This is a genomic window from Raskinella chloraquaticus (SeqCode) (assembly GCF_021731865.1).
Taxonomy (GTDB): Bacteria; Pseudomonadota; Alphaproteobacteria; order Rhizobiales; family UBA4765; genus Raskinella; species Raskinella chloraquaticus.
The window spans coordinates 64,942-83,902 of record NZ_JAKFWN010000016.1; the positions used below are offsets into that span (position 1 = coordinate 64,942).

The 18,961-nt window shown below is 62.1% G+C and carries 16 protein-coding genes; 8 read left to right on the plus strand and 8 right to left on the minus strand.

Annotated features, from left to right (window positions below; genetic code table 11):
* The gene (locus tag ACINK1_RS05955) at positions 1–897 is read right to left on the minus strand and encodes an NAD(P)-dependent oxidoreductase (RefSeq protein WP_376802771.1); all 897 of its coding nucleotides are present in this window, start codon (positions 895–897) and stop codon (positions 1–3) included.
* Positions 898–990: 93 nt separating this feature from the next.
* The gene (locus tag ACINK1_RS05960) at positions 991–1,896 is read right to left on the minus strand and encodes a hypothetical protein (protein ID WP_376803720.1); all 906 of its coding nucleotides are present in this window, start codon (positions 1,894–1,896) and stop codon (positions 991–993) included.
* Between the two features lie 205 nt (positions 1,897–2,101).
* Between ACINK1_RS05960 and ACINK1_RS05965 the strand changes: the two genes are divergently transcribed.
* From ACINK1_RS05965 to ACINK1_RS05990, 6 genes are all read left to right on the plus strand, one after another.
* Positions 2,102–3,106 carry a tripartite tricarboxylate transporter substrate binding protein gene (locus ACINK1_RS05965; RefSeq protein WP_376801518.1) on the plus strand — a complete coding sequence of 335 codons (1,005 nt, stop codon included), beginning with the start codon at positions 2,102–2,104 and terminating at the stop codon, positions 3,104–3,106.
* Positions 3,107–3,125: 19 nt separating this feature from the next.
* Positions 3,126–4,385: a Zn-dependent hydrolase gene (locus tag ACINK1_RS05970; RefSeq protein ID WP_376801517.1), complete on the plus strand. Its 1,260-nt coding sequence runs from the start codon at positions 3,126–3,128 to the stop codon at positions 4,383–4,385.
* Positions 4,386–4,455: 70 nt separating this feature from the next.
* Positions 4,456–4,917 carry a RidA family protein gene (locus tag ACINK1_RS05975; protein WP_376801516.1) on the plus strand — a complete coding sequence of 154 codons (462 nt, stop codon included), beginning with the start codon at positions 4,456–4,458 and terminating at the stop codon, positions 4,915–4,917.
* 19 nt (positions 4,918–4,936) lie between these two features.
* On the plus strand, positions 4,937–6,022 hold the full coding sequence (locus ACINK1_RS05980) for an alanine racemase (RefSeq protein WP_376801535.1): 1,086 nt from the start codon (positions 4,937–4,939) through the stop codon (positions 6,020–6,022).
* 12 nt (positions 6,023–6,034) lie between these two features.
* Entirely contained in the window at positions 6,035–6,910 is an 876-nt protein-coding gene (locus tag ACINK1_RS05985; protein ID WP_376801515.1) for an NAD(P)-dependent oxidoreductase, read from the plus strand.
* Complete coding sequence (locus ACINK1_RS05990) at positions 6,907–8,442, plus strand: aldehyde dehydrogenase family protein (RefSeq protein WP_376801514.1); 1,536 nt, start codon at positions 6,907–6,909, stop codon at positions 8,440–8,442. The genes ACINK1_RS05985 and ACINK1_RS05990 overlap by 4 nt, the downstream gene beginning before the upstream one ends.
* Positions 8,443–8,445: 3 nt before the next feature.
* Here the strand turns inward: ACINK1_RS05990 and ACINK1_RS05995 are convergent, their stop codons facing one another.
* Both ACINK1_RS05995 and ACINK1_RS06000 read right to left on the minus strand, forming a co-directional pair.
* Positions 8,446–9,207 (minus strand): creatininase family protein, encoded by a 762-nt coding sequence (locus ACINK1_RS05995; RefSeq protein ID WP_376801513.1) that lies wholly within the window; start codon positions 9,205–9,207, stop codon positions 8,446–8,448.
* An 86-nt stretch (positions 9,208–9,293) separates the two neighbouring features.
* Positions 9,294–10,214 carry a metallophosphoesterase gene (locus tag ACINK1_RS06000; protein WP_376801512.1) on the minus strand — a complete coding sequence of 307 codons (921 nt, stop codon included), beginning with the start codon at positions 10,212–10,214 and terminating at the stop codon, positions 9,294–9,296.
* Positions 10,215–10,775: 561 nt separating this feature from the next.
* Between ACINK1_RS06000 and ACINK1_RS06005 the strand changes: the two genes are divergently transcribed.
* The gene (locus tag ACINK1_RS06005; RefSeq protein ID WP_376801511.1) at positions 10,776–11,177 is read left to right on the plus strand and encodes an NUDIX domain-containing protein; all 402 of its coding nucleotides are present in this window, start codon (positions 10,776–10,778) and stop codon (positions 11,175–11,177) included.
* A gap of 190 nt (positions 11,178–11,367) precedes the next feature.
* Positions 11,368–11,937, plus strand: coding sequence for a GNAT family N-acetyltransferase (locus ACINK1_RS06010; RefSeq protein WP_376801510.1), 570 nt, complete (start codon positions 11,368–11,370; stop codon positions 11,935–11,937).
* A 9-nt stretch (positions 11,938–11,946) separates the two neighbouring features.
* On the opposite strand, the gene ACINK1_RS06015 is transcribed toward ACINK1_RS06010, so the two are convergent.
* From ACINK1_RS06015 to ACINK1_RS06030, 4 genes are read right to left on the minus strand one after another with little or no spacing between them, the layout of a single operon-like run.
* A complete protein-coding gene (locus tag ACINK1_RS06015; protein ID WP_376801509.1) occupies positions 11,947–14,022 on the minus strand; it encodes a hypothetical protein in 2,076 nt (691 codons plus the stop codon).
* Between the two features lie 49 nt (positions 14,023–14,071).
* Positions 14,072–16,933 (minus strand): DUF4159 domain-containing protein, encoded by a 2,862-nt coding sequence (locus ACINK1_RS06020; RefSeq protein WP_376801508.1) that lies wholly within the window; start codon positions 16,931–16,933, stop codon positions 14,072–14,074.
* Entirely contained in the window at positions 16,930–17,856 is a 927-nt protein-coding gene (locus ACINK1_RS06025; protein WP_376801507.1) for a DUF58 domain-containing protein, read from the minus strand. Before ACINK1_RS06025 ends, ACINK1_RS06020 begins: the two co-directional genes overlap by 4 nt.
* 5 nt (positions 17,857–17,861) lie before the next feature.
* Positions 17,862–18,878, minus strand: a complete 1,017-nt coding sequence (locus ACINK1_RS06030; protein WP_376801506.1) for a MoxR family ATPase — start codon at positions 18,876–18,878, stop codon at positions 17,862–17,864.
* Positions 18,879–18,961: the final 83 nt, after the last annotated feature.

Here is an 18,961-nt window from a genome sequence, read left to right on the forward strand (position 1 = left end):
TCAGCCTTTCGGCAGGCGGGGCGGGGCGATACCCGCCTGCTGGCACAGATGGTCGAGCACGGCTGAAAAATCCTTCGTGCCAAAACCCGCCGCGCGCGCCAGATTGAACGTTTCGCGTGCGGCAACACCGACCGACAGTGGCAGTTTCAGCTCGTGAGCCGACTGGACTGCAAGACCCAGATCCTTATGAGCCAGATCAATCGAGAAGCCCGGCACGGTATCATCGCGCAATACTTTGCGCGCAAGATTGAGATTAAGCTGGCCGTTATTGGCAGTCGTGCCGTTCAGCACATCCATGGTGGTGGTAAGATCGAGACCAAAACGCTGCATGAGCATCAGCGCCTCGCTGTTGAGCAGGCACAGGCTGATCGTCACGTAATTGTTGACGATCTTGGTGCGGATGCCGGTGCCGACATCGCCGCAGTGGATGACAGTCGTGCCCATCGCGTCCAGCATGGGCTTGACGCGGGCGAAATCGGTCGGTCTGGCGCCGACCATGAACAGGCATTCGCCGCGGTCGGCATGTTCAGCAAGGCGACCGACCGGCGCATCAACGAAACCGATGCCTTTCTCCGCCAGAAGGGCCGCCACCTGATCAGACGCCGCCGGGTCGATGGTCGACATGTCGATGACCAGGCTGCCGGGCTTCATCGTGCCGGCCAAGGCCTCGGCCACGTCGTGAACCTGGGGCGAATTGGGCAGCATGGTGAAGACGAGCGAAGATATCTCGCCGATATCCGCAACCGAGGTGGCTGCTTTGGCGCCCAGCTGCGTCACCGGCACGAGAGCATGAGGCATGACGTCATAGACTGTCAGCGCGAAGCCCTTGCGGTGCATGTTGGTTGCCATGCCGCGGCCCATGCGGCCCAATCCGATAAATCCGTATGTGTCGCGCATCACGCTCCCCCTTGTTTCCAGGAGGCAGAGTTTCGTGTGGCGCACGGTTTGGCAAGGGGTGATGCGCTTGTCAGCCCGATGAGCCCTGCGCGATCAGAAGGCAGAGGCGAATTTGACGCGCAGCTGATGGCGCTCGAAGTTTATCAGATCAAGCCTGCCGCCGACGCCATTGGCATCACCGGAAATTTGTGGCGTCCAGGCAATATTGAGCGCAGTTTTTTCGCTGAATTTCACCGTCAGATTAGGCCCGACAAAAAGGGCGGTGCCCAAGGTACGGTTGAGGTAGGCGCCGTCAAAAACTCCGAGATAGCGCACTTCAGCGCCCACGAAGAGCGAAGGCGTGATCTGCCACGTCAGACCCGCCGAGACGTTGGTGGCGCTGCCCGATACCCATGGGCTGCCGGCGGCAAAGGCCTGCTGGGCGCCAGGCTGATAGTTGAGGTTCAAGGCGGCGAACAGCTGATCGGGGATGATCACCTGATCGATATAGAACTTGAATTCCGCTGACAGGGCGTTGACGCCAAGTCCGCTCACGCCATCAAGCTGCGCCCAGCGCGGTTCAACCGAAAAACTGGCGGCAAGCCCATAAGGTGTGCGTGGCAGAAAGCGCCAGATCAGCTCGCTTGACAGGCCATCGAAGCGGGTGCGGCTCAGATTGTCGATACCGGCGACGTCGCGGATGCGGTAATTTGTGACGAAGGGCGACAGGGCGACCCAGACATTTTCGGCAATCGCATAACCAAATTCGATCTTGACCGACGGCGTCACGTAAAGACCGTTGCCCTTGCCAAAGCGCGTGGTGCTTTCAAGCGAAAAGCTTTTTTCGCCGACATTGCCGGTATCTGACGGGCTGGTGAACCCGAAGATGTCATCTCCTGGCGCTTGCGGTTGTTCGGCCAGCGTCGCCTCGCCGGGGGCCGGCGTGGCGATGTCGGCAGCAAAGGCAGGGGACAGCGACAGGGCGCCGAACGCCAGCGCATAACGGAGACGGAGTTTCATTCAGGCACCGGGTTTATTGCCAAGAAGCGATGAATTCGTTTGGTTAATTTTTGGATAAGATGCAATGCCTCCTGTGTCTACATATCTGGCAGTCATGACAGGTGGTTTAACGTCGGCCTGGAGCGATGGTTGCTGGCAAAAAACGCGCTGGTGCTGCATTATTCCCCCTGTTCCAGGCGTGCCGTCTGAGATATCCAGTCATTTCATGAAGCGTTCGCAACTGCTCGACAGTCGAAGAAATTTACTGCCAACACGCCGCGCGCTGATCGGGTGCCTGGCGGGTGGCGGCTTTCTGTTCTCGCAGCGTGCCTCGCCGGCGGCTGATGGCGTACCGCAGGTGCTCAATTTTTTTGTGCCCGGCCCGCCCGGTGGCGGGCTTGATCGTGCCGCCCAGGGGTTGGCGCGTGCCTGCAAGACGGTCAGCGATGCGCCAACGCCCCGGCTCGAATTCTCGCCGGGGGAAAGCGGGTTGACCGGGCTCGCGCGCTTTCTCGCGCGGCGTGGCCAGGCGGGTCAGATTCTGATCGCCAGCTTGTCGATCATGGGGACGGGTCTGGCGTCAAAGCCGCTTTTGCGATTGGGCGAAGCGCTGCCGCTTGCCCACATTGCCAATGAATCATTGCTGCTGGTTGTTCCCGCGTCCTCGCCCTTCAAAACCTATCGGGAACTGATCGGCGCGATAGCGAATGACATTACCAAGATTGTTTTTGCCGGCGGCGCCATCGGCTCAGCAGACCATCTGATGGCGGCCGCGATCACCGCCCGCCACGGTATTGACCTGCGCAAGCTGCCGTTCATGCCGGTTGTGCCGGCGGGGCTCACGCGGGTGAGCGCACTTGAAGCACGTGCTTCCTGTGCAATTGGCACGTTGCGTGACTTCGAAACCGCGATGGGCACGGGCGAGATCAGGGTTCTGGCTGCCAGCGATATCAAAAGTCCCGGGATCAACGCGGTTGACCTGTCGCAGGGCGAATTTGCCATCGACTTCGCACCTTGGCGCGGTATCTTCGCGCCGCCCGGTCTCGCCGATGAACAGCTTGCAGGTTTGACGGCGCTCATTGATCGTTTTGTCGCCTCGGCGGAATGGGAAGCTGAGATCAGCAAGAACAAATGGGCGCCGGCGCGGGAGACAAGAGACAATTTCCGCACGTTTGTGATGACCGAAGAAGACAAGGCCATTCGTCGGCTGAACGCCATGGGCGTGATTTGAAGGATTTGAGGGATACGACATGAGACAGGCAAACGAAGCCGCCAATCTGCGCATATCAGGTCCGCGTCTGTTGTCCAGACTGGAGGTGCTCGGCCGGATCGGTGATACGGGTGATGGCGGGGTATGCCGGCTGGCATTGAGCGATGAAGACCGGCTTGGCCGTGACCAGCTTGTCGCCTGGATGCGCGAGCTTGATCTTGAGGTGCATATTGATCCGATCGGCAACATCGTCGGCGTGATGGCGGGCGAGACTGACGGGCCTGCGGTAATGCTGGGCTCACATATCGACACGGTCGGCACGGGTGGGCGTTATGATGGCGCGCTTGGCGTGATGGCGGGGCTTGAGGTGATCGCCACGTTGCGGGAAGCGGGCTTTCGGCCACGCCGGCCGATTGCCATCATGGCCTTTACCGGCGAAGAGGGAGCGCGTTTTGCGCCCGATCTTCTCGGCTCCTGCGTGTGGACCGGCGATATGAGCGTCGAGGAGGCTTACGCCATCAAGGATCAGGCGGGCCTCATGGTCGGCGACGAGGTGCGGCGCATCGGTTACGCCGGATCGGCGGCGCCGGGTTGCGTCAAGACCCATGCCTATGTCGAGCTTCATATCGAGCAGGGGCCGGTTCTCGATCATTCGGGTGGCGGCGTTGCGGCCGTGACCGGCGTGCAGGCGATCACCTGGCTGGAGGCGACCGTCAGTGGTGAGCCCAACCACGCCGGTACCACCCCGATGGACGTCAGACGTGACGCGAATTATGCAGCTGCGCGGCTCATGGTGGCCGCTCGCGACCTGACAAAAACGATCTCCGGCCTGCGGGTTAACAGCGGGCGGTTCCGAACCGAACCCGGCAACGTCAACGTCGTGGCGCGTCAGGCGGTTTTCAGTCTCGATATGCGCCATCCCGATGATGCGCCACTGACGCACGCCGAAGCGCAGATGCGCGAAGCTGCCGCGCAGATTGCCGCCAGTGAGAATGTGACGATCACGTTCAGTGATCTTGCGCGTTTTCCTGCCACGCCTTTTGATGAGCGGATTGTGTCCAAGGTCGAGGCAGCCGCCAAGCGGCTGGGCTATCCGGTGCGTCGCATGCCCTCTGGCGCCGGACATGATGCGCAGATGATGGCGGGCTTTGTACCAACCGCCATGATTTTTGTCCCCAGCATCAACGGGCGCTCGCATACGCCGGATGAAGAAACCCGTTCCGAGGATGTGATTGCCGGCGCGAATGTGCTCCTGTCGGTCGCGCTCGATCTCGCGCAAGGCGATATGCCGGGTAGATAGATGCGCTTATTGGCAAGTGCCGGCGAAGCAGCCAAGATAGGGTATCGCTCGTAGCAGGGGAATGGGCATCATGTTGTCTGAACAGCGCCTGGTCAACATGGGCCTCGTCCTTCCAGCCATTCCCACACCCATCGCCAATTATGTGCCTTTCAAGCGTGATGGTTCGACGGTCTACCTCTCAGGCCAGGGCGCGCGACGCCCCGATGGCAGCGTGTTTTCCGGCAAGGTCGGCGACACGGTGACGCCGGAGGCTGCCTATGAGTTTGCCAGACTCATCGGCCTGCAGCTTCTGGCGGTGGCGAAGATGGTGGCGGGTGATCTTGATCGCGTCGAAATCCTGAAAGTTCTTGGCATGGTCAACGCCATTCCGCTTTTCTCCGATCAGCCGAAAGTGATCAATGGCTGCTCGGACCTGTTTGTCGAGGTGCTGGGCGAGCGTGGCCGCCATGCCCGCTCAGCGGTCGGCATGGCATCTCTTCCGCATAACATGCCCGTCGAAATCGAAGCGATCGTCAAAATCCATGAGCACTGATACAGCGATTGTCCCCGGAATTTCGTGGCGAGCGGCGCAGACGATTGCGCGCGAGATCGGCACGCCGGCGGTCGCTGTCGACCTTGACCGGGTTGAGCGCAATATCGCCCGGGTACAGGCTGCCTGCGACGCGGCGGGGCTTGCCAACCGGCCGCATATCAAGACCCACAAGAGCCCCTTCTTCGCCAAGATGCAGTTGGCGGCGGGGGCGCATGGCATCACTTGCCAGAAGCTTGGTGAAGCCGAGATCATGGTGGCGGCCGGCATTGACGATATTCTCATCACCTACAATGTGATGGGCGAGGCGACGCTTGAGCGGCTGCGCGCCCTGTTGCGCCGGGGACCAAAGCTGACGTTGGCGGTCGACAGCGTGCATACCATCGATGGTCTGGCGATGGCGGCGCGCCAGGCCGGGCGGGTTCTTGATGTGGTGATCGAATGCGATACGGGACGTGAGCGGGCTGGCGTCGCGACGGCCGCCGAGGCGGTGGCGCTGGCGGATCATATATCCCGCGCGTCGGCGCTGCGCTTTGCCGGCTTCATGCTCTATCCACCGGAAACGAAATGGGCTGAGACGCAGCTCTTCTATGACGAGGCCCTTGCAGGCGTGCGGGCGCTCGGTCTTGATGCGGGGATGGTGTCGACTGGCGGCACGCCCAATCTGACCAATCTGGGCAAATTGCGGGGTGCGAGCGAGCATCGCGCCGGTACCTATATTTTCAACGATCGCATGATGATGGGCTGTGGAGCGGCGGTGGCGGGCGATGTGGCGCTGACGGTCGTGTCCCGCGTGGTCAGTCGTGGCGGCGCTGATCGTGGCATTCTTGATGCGGGCTCGAAGACATTGACGGCTGATCCTGGCGGTGGGCTGGAGGGCTATGGTCACATCATCGAGCATCCGCAGGCGCGGATCGCCCGCTTTGCCGAAGAGCATGGCTTTCTTGATCTGTCGCGCTGCAATGATCGCCCCGATGTTGGCGGTGTGGTGCGTGTCGTCCCCAATCATGTGTGTGTCGTGGTGAATATGGTCGACGAACTGATTGCCGTTCGCGGCGACGAGATTGTTGCAACCATTCCGGTGGCGGCGCGCGGACGCTTGCGCTGAACAGAGAAAGTCATGGCGATGAAGCATATCGGGGTCATCGGGCTGGGGGCCATGGGGCTGGGTATGGCAAAGATCCTGGTTGAGCGCGGCTTTACGGTTCGTGGCTGCGATCTGTCCTCGGAACGCCAGAGGCTGGCGCAGCAGGCGGGCGTGACGATCGCCGCCGAGCCTTCGAGCCTTTATGCCGTGTGCGAACTGGTGGTGGCGTCGCTTCCGAAGGCAGCGGACGTTGCCGGTGTCGTCGAAGGCCCGGCAGGTTTTGTTGCGCGAGGCCGGCCTGACGCTATTTTTGTCGACACGTCGACATCCGAGCCCCGGGTCTCGCGCAAGCTTGCGGCTGCCTGCGGGACCAGACTTGGCTTTCTCGATGCGCCGGTGTCCGGCGGGCCGCAAGGTGCGAAAACAGGCACGCTCACCTTCATGGTGGGTGGCGACAAAGAGGTGATGGAGCGGGCGCGCCCGGTGCTGACGGCGCTTGGCAACAAGATCATCCATGTAGGAGCGAGCGGGGCAGGCAATGTCGCCAAACTGGTCAATAATCTCCTCGTTGCCGCCAATCTGGCGAGCGTTCGCGAGGCGGTGGCGCTTGCCGCCGCAGCAGGCGTTCCCGCAGAGGATGTGCTGACCGCCATCAACGCGGCATCTGGCCGCTCAGCCGTCACAGAGGTGAACTACACGCGCTGGATTTTGTCCGAGCGTTTTGATTCAGGCTTCACCATGGGTTTGATGCGCAAGGATGTGCAGCTTGCAGCAAAGCTCGGGCAGGATGTCGGTTCATTTGGTGCTGTCAGTGCGCTCGTCAGTGACTTATGGGACGCCTCGGCGCAAGGTCTTGGCGACGGCGAGGACTTCAATAAATTCGTGATTGCCCCGGGAAGTAGCGAATGATGATCGCCGCCAGCGAGCGTTCGCTGCGGTTGGCGGCATTGCTGACAACCATCCTCAAAACGGCCGAGATCGGCAGTTTTGTCGGCGATGGATTGATCGGTGGCGCGGGGGCATCAATCCCCTTGATCGATCCTGCGACGGGTATGGTGCTGCTTGGCTATCGTGATGGCGGGGCGGGGGCAGCCGATGCGGCGATGGCGTCGGCAGGTGATGGGCTGGCTGCCTGGCGGCGACTGAGCGCGTCGGCGCGCGGGCGCATCGTCTGGGCCATCGGCCAGGAAGTGCGTGCGCATGCAGCGCTGATTGCCGAGATCGAGGCGATCAACGTCGGCAAACCGATCCGCGATGCGCGCGCCGAAGTCGGCCGCGTCGCCGAGATGTTTGAGTATTACGCCGGCTGGGCTGACAAACTCAGCGGTGATGTCATTCCAGTCCCGACCTCCCACCTGAACTATACGCGCCGCGAGCCTCTGGGCATCGTCGTGCAGATCACGCCGTGGAATGCGCCGTTTTTTACCGCCGGCTGGCAGGTGGCGCCGGCGATTGCGGCTGGTAATGCCGTGGTGCTCAAGCCTTCGGAGCTGACGCCGCTCACCTCGCTCATCCTCGCGCATCTGGCGCTCAAGGCGGGCGCGCCGGCCGGGCTTGTCAATGTCGTGGCGGGGCTTGGGCCAACTTGCGGCGCGGCAGCAGTAGCGCATGTGAAAACCAGCCTTGTGGTCTTTGTCGGCTCGCGCCGGACCGGTGCGGAAATTGCCCGGCTTGCGGCCGAGAATGTGGTGCCGACGATCCTCGAACTTGGTGGCAAATCGGCCAATATCGTCTTCGCCGATGCCGATATGGATCAAGCCATCATGGGTGCGCAGGCGGCTATTTTCTCCGGCGCCGGGCAATCCTGTGTCGCGGGATCGCGGCTGATCGTCGAGCGGAACATTCACGGGGCGTTTGTGCAGCGCCTCGTTGGCGCCGCCCAGCGCATCGCCATCGGTGACCCGCTCGATGAGGCAACCCATCTTGGCCCGATCCAGAATGCGCGCCAGTTCGAACGCGTCTCATCCATGGTCCGCGATGGCGTCAGCGAGGGGGCACGATTGGTGAGCGGGGGGAGTGCGCCGGCGGCGCTCGCGCAGGCCGGTTATTTCTTTGCTCCCACCATTCTTGATCAGGTGTCGCCGGGAATGGAGATTGCGCGCGAGGAGGTATTTGGTCCCGTCCTCTCTGTTCTTCCGTTCGACCATGAAGAGGAAGCGGTGCAGCTTGCCAATGACCAGCCCTACGGGCTTGCCGGCGCGGTATGGACCCGCGATGTGGCGCGCGCCCACCGCATGGCGGCAGAGGTGCGCGCCGGCACGTTCTGGATCAATGGCTACAAGACAATTTCGGTGATGTCGCCTTTCGGCGGTTTTGGCCAGTCAGGTTATGGCCGCTCGTCCGGCATCGAGGCGCTGCACGCCTATACGACGACAAAGTCAGTCTGGGTGGAAACCTCGGCTGCGCCAGTATCGGCTTTTGGCTATTCCGGCGAGCGCTGAGGCTCACGCCCATGGCTCGCCGGCAATAAGCCTCGTTGCGAGCGCTGCTGCGGCAGCGGCCATCAACGTTTCACCTTTTGCTGGCGTTGCGCGCCGCGCATCGCCGATGACGCCGGAATCGGTGATCTCCTTGAAGCTGCGCCAATGATTGAGCGGGCGGTTCAAGGGTGACGTGCCATCAAGCGCAAAGGGTCCATGCGCGTCGTTCAGCTGGTCGTTGAGAACGAGGTCGGGTCTGATCGCCATCATCATTGATGTCTCGGCTTCGCAGGCGTGATGAACCGCCTTCTGGTCCTCAAGGGTTGCAGCGAAGCTCTCTGTTGCCAGCGTGAAATAGGTGGTGACACCCAGGGCGATATCCAACTCGCGCGTGAGGTCGGTCGTCAGCGCCTGAAGCGCGGCGATGTTGCCGCCATGGCCGTTGACGATGATCATGCGCTTAAATCCGGCACGCTTGATTGATGCCAGCAGGTCCGCAAGCAAAGCGTGATAGGTACGAAGGCCAAGAGTGAAGGTGCCGCCGAACGAAACATGATGCTCGGCCAGGCCGACCCATAGTGTCGGCGCCACAACAACGTGCTTTCCTTGATCCTGCATGAGACGGCCGGCGCGTTCGCAGACGGCAGCGCACAGATAGGTGTCGACACCGGTTGGCAGATGCGGGCCATGCTGCTCGGTCGAGGCCACCGGCAAAATCACCAGAGCGTCGGCCTCGGCCTTGCTCCGCAGATGTGCGGCTGAAAGCTCGCTCCACAAAACGCTCATCGTGCGCTCCTCATGTGATGGCGTTGTCGCGCCGCGTGCAACACCGCTGATTGCCGAGGCCTGCCTGTTCGCATCGCCTCATCGCTCTAGGCCCGCGAGTTTGGCAGAGTGGTGTTGCCACGTTCAAGTGTGACGATCTCGCCGTCCTTGTTGATGGCGCGCCGCTCATAGCTCCAGGCAAACCCGTCAGCGCCTTTATCCTCGATACGATGCAGGGCATAGCCGGCCCCATGCGTGCCCTGGCGTGGATCAGCCGAGGCGGAGGGAACGGAAAAGACGTGGATCGGCGACCTGGGACCGGCAATGGTGACGAGATCGGGCACATGCATATGGCCGTTGAGGACTAGCTCGGCGCCGGCTGTTGTCAGAACCGTGCGCACGGTTCCTCCGTTCTCCAGGCGCTTGTGCCAGTGCTTGCGGGTCACATCCATCGGGTGATGCATGAGCACGATACGAAACAGCCCTTCGCGGCTCAGCGTCACGAGATCATCGGCAAGGCGGACGATCTGGCGGCCATCCACGCGACCAGCTGCTGAAAAAGGCCGTGTCGGCACGGCAGTCGACAGGCCGATGAGCGCCACCGGCCCGCGGCGGCGAATGAAAGGAAATTGCGCGCCCGCATGATCGCCAGGCGCTGTGTCGCTTGAAGCATAGTCGCGCCAGCACGTCATCGCCTCTTCAAGGGCGCCGGGGACGTAGGCATCGTGATTGCCTGGCACGATCGTCAAACGGTCCGGCGGAGCAATCGATTCGAGCCAGTCGCGCGCGGCGATGATTTCGCCCGGCAGAGCCAGGTTAGTGAGATCCCCGGTCACCACGATGTGGTCGGGGGAATGCGCCTTGGCGTCGGCGATCAGGCGCGACAGGATGTCGTGACGATGGATAAGGCGGCGGCTGCGCAGCCAGTTTGCATAGCCCAGCATACGTTTCGATGCGAGGTCGCCCCAGCTGGGGCGCGCAACGGGCCCGAGATGGGGGTCAGAGAAATGAGCAAGGACAAAAACCATCAGCTGCGCGCAAACACCTCAAGGAAACAACGCTTCCTTAAAGCATTTTACGCGCCAAGGGCTATGGCCGGATCAAAGAAAAGTGGCGGGTAAGGATGCCCAAGGCTGATTGCCTGCTCAGAGGAGATCAGCCAAAGTGCAGCAATGTCGACAGCCCGCTGCCCGTCGGTGCGGCGAGCGCTGGCAGCCAAACATAGGTGATGCGGGGCGCAAGAAGACGCGACAGGGCACGAGCAAACATGACAATCTCCCTAAAATCGGCGTGAGGCAGGACGCTCCCGGGTGCCGATTTGATGGTCAGACCATATATGTTGCATTGCACAAAAAGAAGTGTTGATTGAAAAGATCAGCTATGCATAAACAGGCTTTGAACTTAGTAATTTGTTCATATTTTCCGTAAAATGGCATGGTTTGCGGCTTAAATATGGCAAATTTCACCTGTTCTGATGAAGGGCTCATCATTGCGCCGCGTTGCAACAAATTTGAGCAGATGAGGGCAAGACGAAGGTGATCGCACCGCTGCGCAAATTGTTGTTTTCGTGGTGGCTCCTGCGCAGGGGGATGACGCTTGGGGTGCGGGCTGTGGTTGTCGACGCTTCTGACCGGATTTTTCTGGTCAAACATTCCTATATCAGTGGCTGGCATTTTCCCGGCGGCGGGGTTGAGCGCGGCGAAACCATGGGATTATCGCTGGAGCGCGAATTGCACGAAGAAGCTGGTATTATCTGTAGCGGGTCGGCGGTGCTGCATGGTATTTTTCATAATGGCGAGGCGTTCGCCGGCGATCATGTGGCGGTCTTCATTGTCCGCGATTTTGTCGAAGGGCCGGCGAGCGGCGCCCAGCTTGAAATCGTCGCGCGTGGTTTCTTTGATCGCCACGCGCTGCCCGACGGCACGAGCAGAGCCACACGCCAGCGCCTGGCGGAAATCTTCGAGGGGCATGCCATCTCGGCGCAATGGTGAGGTTTGCAATCAGCTCAACCCCGTGCTAATCGCGCCATCATGATGATCAAAAACGTGACAATCTTCCGGTCTCTGCGACGACGACACCTGGTTCGTCGCGCCTTGGCGCGTGCCGTCGCTGCCTGACCATCCTTTGTGGCCCGCAAGGTCCGATGTGGTCGGGTCCTGATCGCCCGACCGGAATTTCATCATGATATCGCTCTCCACGACGGCGCCTGGCGCCGATAGGCTCGCAAACGCAGCCTTCACTATCGTTGCCGACAGCCCTGCTTTTCATATCGCGACGGAAGATTTGCACGCCCTTGTTTTCGGGCCGGGCCGTTTTGCCCGCACCGCCTATCGGGTGCGCGGGCGTCAAGGGCATGAGCGCAGCCTGTCCCTTGCGGCTTTTGCTGATGGGCGGCTGATTGCGTCCGTGTGGCAAACCTATGTTCATGTCGGTGCCATGCCGGCGATTTTGCTGGGACCGCTGGCTGTTCATCCTGATTTCGCAGGCAAAGGTTACGGTCAGGCCCTGCTGGCGTCAGCGCTCACATCTGCCCGCACAACGCCAGCCGAGGCCGTCATCCTCATTGGTGATGCGCCATATTATGCGCGTGCCGGCTTCAGGCCCCTTGGTCACCAGCGCATCGGCTGGCCGGGGCCGGTTGATCCGGCGCGGGTGCTGGCTGTCGAACTGGTGAGCGGCGCGGTGGATCGTCTGGCGGGGCCCATTCGCGTTGCTCTTTTGCCGCCTGGGGACGAAGCGCCGGATCACTGACATTATCGTTCAGCGACCCTCGCGGTACCAGGCAAATCCGAGAGCGCCGATCAACAGCCCAAGACCGGCAAGCCCGTTGAACAGCGCAATCGCGTCGATGCCCTTGAGGATGCTGGCCTCGCTTGCCTTGATCGCGATCCAGCCCGGCCCCGAATAATTGGCGCCGCTGCGCTGGGCAACGACGCGGGGAAGATCAAAGCCGCTGGCGTTGGCAAAGCGGCGCACGCTGCCGCCGCTTGCCTCGGCAATGGCGGCCAGCGGCTCGGTCGAGGAGCGACCATCGGCGAATTCTCGCGGATTGAGCGGCCCGACATGGGCAAGGACGGTTTTATCGCCTTGCTCGATACGGTAAATTCCCGGCTCCGAGACCGAAGAGCGGCCGCGATAAAGACCTGGCTGCTCGTTCTTCAGATCAAGCGTGGTGCGATTGCCGGTCGGGGACGTAATATTTGCCGGAGGTGTGGTCTCGGCCAGCGTCTGGCGCGTCACCACAAGATCGCGCCCCGTCCGGACTGCCCGCAAGGCTTCCTCCTCGAGATCAGGCTCCTTCATCAGCCAATGCGCCAGGCGGCGCAGCAGATCGACGTGAGGGCCACCGCCTTCATAGCCGCGCGCCCACAGCCACACCTGATCGGAGAGGAACAGCGCGACGCGTCCCTCCTCAGGCCGGTCGAGAATAAGCAGCGGGCGCTTTTCCGGTCCTTGCAGGAGTGAACGGCCGCTGCGCTTTTCGGCCTCCAGCATGCGAAACCAGCGGCTCCACTTCGGCGGATCGCTGGCGCTTCCCGCCAGTCCGCGGGTGACGGGATGGCGCTTGCCGTCATCGCTCACGGTGGCACGAAACGGCCTCTCCAGCAGGCTGCCAGCCGGTTCGGCCGGCAGGATCGGGGCAAGCGGCGTCTGATAGAGGCTGTCGAAGCCCGCATCTTCAGGGCCTGAGGCGATCAGCAGGGCGCCGCCATTGCGCACATAACGCGCGATGTTTTCAAAATAAATGAGCGGCAGGATGCCACGCCGTTCATAGCGGTCGAAGATGATGAGATCGAAATCGTTGATCTTCTCCTGGAACAGTTCGCGCACAGGAAACGCAATCAGCGACAATTCGCGAAAGGGCGTTGCGTCGATGGCTTTGTCTGGCGGGCGCAGAATGGTGAAATGGATGAGATCGACTGCGGCATCGGCTTTCAGCAGATTGCGCCAGGTGCGCTCGCCCGCATGCGGTTCGCCAGAGACCAGAAGCACGCGCAGATTTTCGCGAATGCCCTTCACCGTCACCGCCACCTGGTTGTTGGCCGATGTCACTTCGCCTTGCAGGGGATCAACTTCAATCTCGACGATATGGTCACCGGCATGAACGATCTCGATCTCGGCCTGGGCCACATCGCCGGCGCGCACGCTCAGCCGGTTGACCAGTTCGCCATCAACCTTGACGCGGACATTGACCCTGGCACCGCTGGGAACGCCCAGATCATCAATGCGGAAGGTGAAGGTCTGGCGGTGACCGACCAAGCCGAAGCGCGGCGCGGTGAGGAGGGCGATGCGACGGTCGATTTCATTGTTGCGACCGGTGACCAGGGCATGCAGGGGGGCGCGCAAGCCAAGGCCTGCAAGGTCGGCTGGAATATCGTGCACCTGCCCATCGGTAATGAAAATCGCGCCAGCCACCTGCTCAGGCGGGACATCGCCCAGACCTTCAGCAAGACCGCGGAAGAGTTCGGTCCCGTCGGTTTCATCATTTACCGTATCGCCAACGCGAATGGTGCGCACGTCGATGTCTGGCAACTGCTTGAGCTGCGCTTCGATGTGTTTACGCGCTTCCTCGGTCTCGGCGCGGCGATTGCCGATCGACTGACTGGCGGTTTCATCAATCACCAGCGCCACTACGCCGGGCACGCGTTCGCGCTGTTCGCGCAGGAATTGCGGGTTGAGGAGCGAGGCGAGCAGCAAGGCCATCGCCAGCGCCCGCAGCAGCGCTCCGCGCCGGCGAGCGGCCAGGGCGATGATTGTCAGCACGAGCGCCACCCCCGCCAGCACGAAGACAAGCGGCAGCGGCACGAGCGGGACCAGCGCGAAATTATAATTCATGTTGGCTGCCTCGCGCCCGTCCCGGCATTTGTCTCACGGGATCTTTGCGTCATTGGCCGAGCCTTTGCAGAATATCATCGACATGAACCTGATCCGATTTGTAATTGCCGGTCAGCAGGTACATGACGATATTGATGCCGGATCGTAACGCCATTTCGCGCTGGCGCGGGCTCTCCCCATAAGTCGGCAGAAGCGGGTTGCCGCGCGCATCCACCGCCCAGGCGCCGGCGACGTCATTGGTGGTGATGAGGAGCGGGCTCACGCCATCGGCGATACGGACCGGACGCTTGGCGCCGGTCGGATTTGGCGCTGTCTTTTCAGTCCATAAAGGACCGTCATCGAAGCGACCGGGAAAAGCTGTCAGCAGATAAAAGGATTTGGTCAGGACGTGGTCGGCTGGAACGACTTCGAGCTCAGGGACATCGACGCCTTTGAGAATCTCCCGCAGCTTGACGAGGCCTGGCGTGTCGATACCGCCGCGCGCTGCCGGGCGCGAGGCACTTTGGTCGCGGGTATCGAACAGGATCGTCCCGCCGTTTTTCATGAATTGATCGGCGCGGGAGATGGCTGCGGGCGATGGCTTGTCGACGCGCGCGTCAATCGGCCAGTAAAGCAGCGGGAAGAATGCGAGTTCATCGCGGGCAAGATCGACGCCGACCGGCTCGGCCGGTTCGAGCGAGGTGCGCTCGGCCAGTGTGCGCGACAGGCCGGTCAATCCCTGACGCGAGATATCGTCGATTTCGGTGATGCCGGTGATGACATAGGCAAGGCGCGTGCGGTTGGCGGCATTGAGCGCGAAAGTGTCCTCAGGTGTCGCAGCGCTCAGCGGTGGTTGTGGCGCGCGCTGCCCTCGCTGCCGGCTGATCTGGGCGCTTGCCGGTTCGATGCTGGCGAGCAGGAGTGGCACGATCCCTAAAGCAATGAGAGCGGTCGCAGCGGCAAGTGGCCGGCGACCTCGCCACAAGCCACTCATCATGAGGACAAGCAGGGCGTCGACGAGAAAGAGTGCGGCGGCGGCAACCAGAAACCAGGAGGCAAGCGGGGTCTCGCGATGGCCGCCGTAATCGCGACGGAAAACGCCTGGCGGCAGGAGGTCGCCAGGCAGCGAGGTAAACTGATCGCCCGCCTGAACCGCGTTGAGCGCGCGGAATGCTTCCTCGCGACCATAGATACCCGGCGGATTGTCACGCGAGACCAGCGTCTTGCCGATCGCAGCGGCGGGAATGGGCTTGGCAAGCGGGGTTGCGCCCACCGAGCGCCCGCTTGCGTCCAGCAGGCGCAGGGGCGCCAGCAGCGTCTCGCCCTGTGTGAGGCGGTCCTGAGCGCCGCTGTTTGACGACAGAACAATCATCCGCCGCAGCATTTCAAGGAATGTTCCCGACAGCGGCAGGTTCGACCAATTGGGGTCAGCCGTCACGTGAACGAGCACGATATGACCCGCATTGCGGGTTTCGGCGGTAACGAGCGGCGTGCCGTCAGTGAGTTCGACCCATGTCTTGCCGGGAAGATCGGGGTCAGGTTCGGCCAGAATCTGGCGATTGATGGTAACATCGTCTGGGATCGCCATTCCGGCAAACGGGCTTGCCGGCGTAAAGCGGCCCAGTGATTGCGGCTGCTCCCATGACAGGGTACCGCCAAGAACGCGGGTTGTCTGGCGCAGCTTTACCGGCATGAACGGGTCGCCACGCTGGTTGGCCAGGCGCGTGCCGGCAAACCGCACCAGGACGCCGCCATTTTTGATCCAACGGTCCAGGCGCGGCTGGATATCGGTTGGAATGGCGGAGACGTCGGCCATGACAATCACCGCGACATTCTGGTCAAGAAATTCACCAATCGACGGACCAGTCCCGTTGGCGTTGGTCAGTCGCGTATCGGCAAAGGGCCGCAGGGCGTGCGACAGGACAAAGAGTGGCGAGAGTAACGGATTGTCGAAGTCAGCCGCGCCGGCCAGCAGACCCACGGTGCGCCGCCGCCAGCGATCATCAAGCAGTTGCACACTTCCAGCCGTTCGCGACTGGTCGATTTCGATACGGAAGATGTCGTTTCTCAGTTCAACCGGCAGGGCAAAGCGCGCCGTCGTCTTGTCGCTGCGCGCCTCAACGGTGAAGGGGGCGGCTGCAATCGAGCGACCGCGGACATCGAAGGCGCGCAGCGAACCCGATACAGGCGCTATCGTGCCGGCGCGCATGACAGGAACTTCAAGCGCTTCGGCACCATTGGCGGCCGTGCCCAGAATAAGAGGCGTGAGCGACGGGTCCTCGACGAGGGTGAGGCGTCGGGCGGGCAGCGCACCGGCAAGCATGTTTGCAAAGGCGCGCGCCTCGCCGTTCGCCAGCCCGTCGCTGTACCAGATGAGGTTGGCATCAGGGATGTCCTGGAGGGCGCGCATCAGAGGGGCGGCGATATCGCGACGGTCAGGAATGAAGGCTTCGGGAGCAAGCCCGCGCAGGCGCTCACGCGCTTCGGTGGCCGCTTGTGGTCGAAACGATTGATCGCTGCCCAGGCTGGTTGCGACCAGCAGCACCGGCAGGTTTGCCTCGATGGCAGCCTCAATATCGCGATCAATCGCTGCCTTGCGCAGATCGAATGACTGGGCCGACGGCCAGCCATTATCAACCACCAGTACCAGCGGACCGCGGGAGCGTTCAGGCCGCGATTGCGGGTCATAGGCAGGGCCTGACAACGCCAGGATCACGCAGGCCGCGATCGCCAGCCGCAGCGCTGTCAGCCACCACGGGCTGGTTTGCGGCTTTTCGTCCTCGCGGCGCAGGGCCAGAAGCAGGCGCAAAGGCGGGAACGCGACTTCGCGGGGGCGCGGGGGGATGAAGCGCAGCAGCCACCAGATTGCCGGCAGGATGACAAGGGCTGCCAGCATCAGTGGCGTGGCAAAGGAAAGGGAGAGAAAACTCATGACGATCCGCCCTCGTAAGCGACCATCCGCTCGCGCAGACAGGTGCCCAGCGCCAGCAAGGGCTCGTTTGCGGTGCGGTCGGTGTGATGGCGCAGGAGGCGGTGACCGTTGCGCACCAGATAGGCCTGCAATTCGCCGCGATGGCTCTCGAGGGCTGCCTGATAGTCGAGGCGATAGGCTTCTGCCCGGCCGGCGGTGAAGCGGGCGCCGGTTTCAGGATCGACGAATTCAGTGCGCCCCGCAAAGGGGAACGTCTCCTCCACCGGATCGAGGATCTGAACGATGTGAGCGCGCGCGCCAGCACCCGTGATCGAGGTCAGGCGGGTGATGATGTCTGACGCGGTATCGAGCATGTCTCCAAAGAGCACGACCTCGCTGAAGCGGGCCACCGGATTGGCCGGTGGAAGGCTTTCGGCTGGGCGTCGTTCAGCGGCAATCAGCGCTTCGGCGAAACGATCAACAACGAAACGGCTGGCCATGGGCCGTGTGAGACCAAGGATGCCGACCCGCTCGCCCGCTCGCACCAGCGTTTCGGCCAGCGCCAGCATGAGAATGATGGCGCGATCACGCTTCGAGGTGGTGGCAAGGTCTGATCGCACAGCCATTGAGGGTGAGCGGTCGGCCCACAACCAGATCGTATGGGCTGATTCCCATTCCTGCTCGCGGACATAAAGGTGGTCATCGCGGCCGGAGCGGCGCCAGTCGATGGCAGCAGCGTTTTCACCGGACGAATAACGCCGATACTGCCAGAAATTTTCGCCTGGTCCGGCGCGCCGGCGTCCATGAAGGCCGTGCAGCGCGGTCATGGCCACGCGTCGTGCCGCAACCACGAGGTCGGGCAGGCGCGCGGCCAAGGTAACGGAATCAGCGATAAGGCGCGGTCCACCTGCGGCATCAAGACGTGGCGTCAGGGCAACGCGCACCGCCGTCAGCCTAACCGGGTGGCCAGTTTGGCGATCACCTGACCGATCGAGAGACCATCGGCGCGGGCCGAGAAGGTGAGCGTCATGCGATGCTTGAGGATCGGTTCGGCAAGAGCTGCCACATCATCGAGCGAGGGCGCAAGGCGCCCTGACAGCAAGGCGCGCGCGCGGATCGCCAGCATCAGCGACTGGCTGGCACGCGGTCCCGGCCCCCAGGCGATCGCCGCTGTTTCGGCCGTGCCATCGGGGCGGGCAGAGCGCACCAGCGTGAGAATTGCCTCGACCACATTTTCGCCAACCGGCAAGCGGCGAACCAGGCGTTGGGCGGCCATCAGCTCATCGCCCGTCAGTGCTGCCCTGGCTTTCGTTTCCTCGATACCGGTGGTCTCGAACAGCATGCGCTTTTCAGCCCCGTGATCGGGATAGCCGACGTCGATTTCCATCAGGAAGCGGTCAAGCTGGGCCTCGGGAAGCGGGTAGGTACCTTCCTGCTCCAGTGGATTCTGGGTCGCCAAAACGTGAAAGGGACGGGGCAGATCGTAGCGCTTGCCGGCAATCGTCACATGGCCTTCCTGCATTGACTGCAGCAGGGCTGACTGGGTGCGGGGTGAAGCGCGGTTGATCTCGTCTGCCATCAGAAGCTGGGCAAAAACCGGGCCGGGCAGAAAGCGAAAATGGCGTTTACCCGTCTGGTCTTCTTCCAGCACCTCACTGCCGATGATGTCGGAGGGCATAAGGTCGGGGGTAAACTGGACGCGGCGGGCGTCAAGGCCAAGTACCAGCCCCATGGTATCGACGAGCTTGGTCTTGGCAAGGCCGGGCACACCGACAAGGAGGGCGTGCCCGCCGGACAGGATCGTGATGAGAGCGTTCTCGATCACCGTCTCCTGCCCGTAGATGACAGCAGCGATCGCCTGGCGGGCGCGACCGACCTTGTCAGTGACGGAGGCAGCGAGCTTTTCGAGATCGGCAATGTCACCGGTCGACAGATTTTGCGTGCTCATGGGTTCCAAACTCGTCATGCTTGTCAGCCGAGACAGTTGGCGCGGCAGGGAAAACAGGTCACTATCTGACCACGTCGCTGCGCCAAGGAACAGTACAAATC